This window comes from Streptomyces canus, from assembly GCF_001514145.1.
Lineage (GTDB): Bacteria > Actinomycetota > Actinomycetes > Streptomycetales > Streptomycetaceae > Streptomyces > Streptomyces canus.
In genome coordinates, this window is sequence record NZ_KQ948705.1 from 1 (window position 1) to 5,469 (window position 5,469).

Annotated in this window: 3 protein-coding genes and 1 pseudogene; all 4 read right to left on the reverse strand. The window is 66.9% G+C overall.

The window, feature by feature from the left end:
- Window positions 1–17: 17 nt before the first annotated feature.
- A complete protein-coding gene (locus tag AQJ46_RS51030) occupies window positions 18–740 on the reverse strand; it encodes a hypothetical protein (RefSeq protein WP_059212193.1) in 723 nt (240 codons plus the stop codon).
- A 79-nt stretch (window positions 741–819) separates the two neighbouring features.
- Window positions 820–1,902: pseudogene (locus tag AQJ46_RS51035) on the reverse strand (IS701 family transposase).
- 291 nt (window positions 1,903–2,193) lie between these two features.
- Window positions 2,194–2,424, reverse strand: coding sequence for a hypothetical protein (locus AQJ46_RS51040; protein WP_159064291.1), 231 nt, complete (start codon window positions 2,422–2,424; stop codon window positions 2,194–2,196).
- A gap of 42 nt (window positions 2,425–2,466) precedes the next feature.
- Window positions 2,467–4,620 (reverse strand): hypothetical protein, encoded by a 2,154-nt coding sequence (locus tag AQJ46_RS51045; RefSeq protein WP_059212195.1) that lies wholly within the window; start codon window positions 4,618–4,620, stop codon window positions 2,467–2,469.
- Window positions 4,621–5,469 lie beyond the last annotated feature (849 nt).

A 5,469-nucleotide genomic window follows, 5' to 3' on the forward strand; every position in this document is an offset into this window, starting at 1 on the left:
ACTCCAGCCGTAGATCGTTACGGTCGTGGCAGCGTGCAGCAGATACGCATTGCCAGGCCCGTCCATTCGGGTGGGCTGGGCCTGCCCAACCACGGCCTCAGCCCCCGCTGCGCGACCCGCAGCACCTCATCAGGCGGCAGTCCATCGGCTGATTCGATCACAACGAGTCCCCAGTCCTTCCGGCCGACGGTGTCGAGCGTCACCGCACGCTCGCGCAGCAGGTACTTCACCGCCGACGCGGCGTCCGCCACTGGAGGACTTACCTCGTAGCGGGCGAGCTTTTCGACATACCAGTCCAGCCACTGCTCTCCTTCTCTCCTGGCGGCTCGGGACAATGCAGCTTCGGCGTTCCCATCAAGAAAGACCATGACCGGGCAGACTGGCGCGAGCACCTCCGTGAGGTCAGTCATGAACGCATCGATCGTCTCTTCGCCGTGTCCCATAGCCAGCAGCGTCGGCACGAACGGCACCAGGGCGTCCGCGATCACCACGTCATCGCCGGTCGCCAGAACCGAATCAACGAACTCGGCAGTTGTTGCGATCAACGTCCCCAGGTCGACGGCGCCGGTCGCCTTGAACTCCTCAGCCACCGCGGCGAACTGCGGCCTGGTCAAGATCTCCTCCTCGCGGAAGTGGTCCACCCGCAGTCCCTCATCAACCAGCCACCGGGACAGGCCGGCACATAGCGTCGACTTGCCCACTCCGGGAGATGCTCCCCACACAGTGATCAGAACCGTCATAGCTGCCGAGCCTAGGAACGGCAGTCATCGCTGCCAACCCCGCCGCGTCTCCGCCCGTCCCTGCGACAGGTCCTGTCCTTCATGCCGGAACGGATCGGCGTCGGCAGTGGCTGGTCCGGGATCGGGCCTGATGGCGGCGGCGCCAGTCGGACCAGCTCAGCCGATGGGCGACGTCGGCGTCAGGCCGGACGACGAGCGTGATGAACAAGCGCTGGATCTCGTTGCAGGTGAGCGGTATGAGGCCGTCCGGTGTGGGGCTGCGGGCGTGTTCGTCCGCGCGGACGACGGCCAGGAAGGCATGCGCGAGCATGGCGAGGGTGACCCAGCGGGACCAGGATGCGTAGCGGCGGACCTGGTGCTGGTCCAGGGCGGCCAGGCCCTTTCCGGACTGGAAGAACTCCTCGACTCGCCACCTGGACCCAGCGACTCGCACCAGCGTGGTCAGTGGCACCGGTTCGGGCGAGTAGCGGCGGTAGTAGGCGAGTTCGCCGGTACTGCGGTTGCGGCGGATCAGGCGTTGGCGACTGCCGGATCCGCCATCGGTGAGGTCAATAACCGCCCAGTCGTAGAAGCGGTGGCCCTTTGCCCCGGCCCCGGCGGACAGCTTCTGCCAAGCCCGCTTGGGCACCTTCTTGGCGAGGCTGTCCGCACGGAACTTCCTCGCGCCGGTGGTGACGCCGTGTGAGCACGCCACCGCGAGCACGTAGCTGATGCCGCGCACCTCCAGTGCGGTTCGCAGTTTCGGGTCGCCGCCGTAGACCTCGTCGCCCGCAACCCAGGTGGCACGGTGGCCGGCGTCCAGAAACCGAGTCACCATGCGGGCTGCGAGCTCCGGCTTGGTGGCGAAGCGCGTCTCTTCTCTCAGCCCCGCGGCGCAGCACCGGTCAGGATCCGAGGTCCAGGAACGCGGAATGTAGAGTTCCCGGTCCACGGCCGCGTGCCCGCGCTGACCTGCCTGCTCGGGCGGGCCAAGTGGGACGCCGACCAGGTGCGCGACGACCTGCGCGGCTATGGCTGCATGCCGTCCGGGGTGGATTCCCCGGCCCACTCGGCAATGCTCCAACTGTTCTTGCGCGGCAGGTCCGAGAGCCATTCCGAGCACCAACTGCCGGACCCGACGCCGCGGTTCGACCCGACTGAACCGGCCTGCAATCTGGCTCATCAGGCCCTCGAACGCCTCCTGCCAGCGGGCAGGGTCTACGCTGTGACCTGCGGCCACCGCATGATCGTTTGTCTTCACACACCGATGATCAACGGTGGCCGTACCCATGTCCGCACCGACCCCCACGGACAAGATCACGATCTACGGCTGGAGTATTAGCCGGGCCGGCTGTGTCAGAGGGGCGGCCGAGCCCGTCCCGAGTTGGGCGGTGAATTCGGGCACGCCGCCGTCGAGCTCGCCAACACGAGAGCGGCCGGAAGGGCCTGAGTGACCAGCGCTGGTCCGATGGCTTCAAGCGGCAGGTCGATCGTGAAGCCGACCTCCAGCCCGGCCGTGCACTCTTCCGGACGCCGCGGCGCCGCGCAGCAGGGTCACCAGCAGGGCGGCGGCTCCGTCCGCCTGGCGCTCCAGGCCCAGGGCGTCCGGCACCAGGACGAGCGAACCGTCGTCGCCGAGGGCACGGAACGCCGCACCGGGAACGGAGGGCACGGGTTGGCCGAGGTTGGGAAGGCCGGTATGCATGATCACGCTCCTCCTTCGGGAGGCAGCGGGACAGCCGGTCCGTCAGGGGGGCGGTGGATCCAGGGACGGGAATGTCTTCACCGGGAGAATGATGGTGTGGTCGGTCTCGCGCCAGGGGCTCACTCCGATGCCGCCGGACTGCCACAGGGTTTCCGTCCGGTAGCGGATCGGCGGGGCCGGTACCCCTGTGAGCAACGGCTCCACCGGCACGGACAAGGTGGTGGTGGCGGTGAGTCGGCCCTCTGAAAGGCGCACCGATCCGCCGTGCTCAAGAGTCACCGCGAAGGCCGCGACCCGGTCGGTGGATCCGACGGGTCCGGCGAACAGCGCCGCGACCGCCTCCACCGTCACTTCCCGCGTGAGGCGTGCCTCCACACTGCGGTCGAAAATCAGGTCCCAGACGACCTTTCGGTCCGGCTCGGCCACGATGCACTGCTCGTTGAGGTGGATCGAGTCGATTCCGACCGTCGGCAGCGGTGTTCGGGGCACCAGTTGCACGTCCACGCCCTCCCCGGGGGCCAGCTGCAGGCCCGGCTGGACGCCCTCGATCCGAAGGGCCACCCTGTTCGCACCGCACAACGCCACCGCCGTGGGCTGCTCCAGGCGCACCGCGCTCTCGATTACGTTGGTGAGGCGGGCACCGATCCGGCCCTCGGCCACCGCGCCCGGCTCCACAGACAGCACCTCTCCGGCCGTCCGGTCCAGCCGCAACTCCAACGGGATGTCCTCCTGAGGCCCACCATCCGCGCCGACCCGGATCTCGCCCCGCAACACGCTGAGCGAGGCGCCGAAGAGCGCCTGGTAGACCAGTTGGAAGTCGGCGAACTTGAGCGTCTCGGCGTGGGTCACTCCCTGCTCGAGATCGATCAGGGCGCCATCCCGCTCGGTCAGCTCGGCGGCGGGCGCCCCGTCCTGAGGCAGGGCCAGCCGCAGTATCGGCTGCGCCTCCTGGAGGATCTCCAGGCGGAGCGGATCGACGGCGCCCATTTTCCGAGCGTCGTCCCCAAGGCTTGGCAACGCCTCCTTCAGCCGGATCTGGTCGGTGACCGGCGACGCGGAGAACTCCATCGTGAACCGTAGATCGGCCTGACTCTCGGCGCCGACGGCCCGCACCTTGAGTGCCGGCCGGTGGCCGCTGTCGGGGAGCCGGGCGAGCAGGAAGCGATCCGGCAGGTAGTAGAAACGCTCGGGTCGTACTGGATCCTGCCAGTATGGGTAGCTTCGGTCGCCGTACGTGACCCTGGTGCACTCCATCGCCCGGAGCGGGCCGCCGCCTGCCCCGAACCGGCTGCGCTGCGCCTCGGAGAGGACCAAGGGCGAGGGCGTGGCGACGGATTCCAGGATCAGGCGGGTCTCGCGGTAGCAGGGGTCACTGGCGTTGTCGCTGTCCTGGCAGCCGGTGCCCGCCGGGATCTCCAGGGTCACTCCTCGCCTGACAATCACCGAGGTCTCGAACGTCGGGGACGAGAGAGCTGCCAGAAGTTGTCGGCGTTGCTTTGGTCCGGTCAGCGGCATGCGGCCGATCAGGACGGCCTCGGAGTCACCGAATGCCACGACAGGGAAGGGCATGTCCTCGACGGTACTTTCCCCGGCAGCCGCCGGAATCCGACGCCGAAGCGACAGTGCGATCACGTGAGGAAGCTCAAGGACCTCGCTCAGCTCCTGCACTTCCTCGAAGAGCGTGACGGTGAACTCCTCCTTTCCTTCGCTCTCGTTGAAAGAGACGAGTAGTTCGTGCTGGTTCTCCTCTTCGAAGGCGACCATGTAGGGGATCAGATCGAACCGGGTCCTGCCGTCGGCGCTCTCGAACAGGTCGCCGAACGCAGGCTCGGACGTCGTCGCGAAGGCTTCGTGCAACCTGTTGCGTGCCGCCGGGGGAGACGCACCGAACTCACCGGACCAGCCTTCGATGCTCGTCATGAAAGGAAAGATCTGGGGTGCAAGATTGGTCAGGTAGCTCGAAAACTCCCTGGCTGCGCGCAGGACTTCCTCGGTGTCTCTCTCCGGGTCGCCGCTGAGCGCCTGGGGATCGATCCCGAGCAGGCTGAGAGTGAACTCATCGGACGGATCGATGTTCAGATCGAGAGTCGATCCGCCCTGCTTGACCACCATGGACGATGTAACTTCGGTCGATTCGGCTTCGGCCTCAGACTCCGCCTCTTCGGGCTGCGCTTCGGGCAGCAGGTTCTCCGTCACCGGCCCTCCCATGCGGTCGTGGACTTCACATGGCGCTCTCCGGGCGCAAGTCGGTCGTCGGAGGTCAGGGAGAGTGCGTCGTCCCGTTGCGGCTGCGACCGACCGGGCCATCCCGGGCCGGGCCGACTACCGCCGGACTCCGACGGGAACACGTGCCGACTGTCGCAGGATTACGGGGCGCAATAAAGCCAGCGTGACACGCGAACCCTCGCCTCGCATCCGCACCGCACCGCACCGCACCCGAAGGTTCCACAGCTCCGGGTCGTCCTGGAGCGAACACACCGCAACCGTCGGCCCCGTGTGCCCGGCGTCGTGCCACGCCTGCACCGTCTGGGACAGCAGATCCAGCGTCGGCACCACCACCAGAACGCGCCTCTTGGGCACGATCCGCTTTGCCGAAGTAGTGGCTATGATATCTTCCCCGTCCCGCGCGCAGCGTGCACCTGCCCCTGCCCCCACTGACCATCCACAGGTGTGAGGTTCGGGAAAACTGTCACCGAGATGTTCGGCTCTGAGCGTCACTCATGGCGGACATGCGTGTGGGCTGATGAGCAGTCACATATCAAGCCTCGGGCTTTCACGAGCAGTGCCGTCTACCGCTTGATCAGAGATGCGAGGAGTGTTCCTGACCTGCACAGATGGGACCTGTGGAGGGTCCTGGACGTTGCTGCGGAAGCGCACTTCTCGGATGAAGAGTGCTGACCTGTATCTGCAGGTCGCGTCCAGCGCGTCGGCCGTGGGATCAGACGGGTGAGGTGCTGCTGGTCGAGACAGTCCGCAACATCGGCTCGTATCAGGCGATAATGATCAGCTGCCTGTGCGTATCACTTGGGGGGTCTTGTGAGTCTG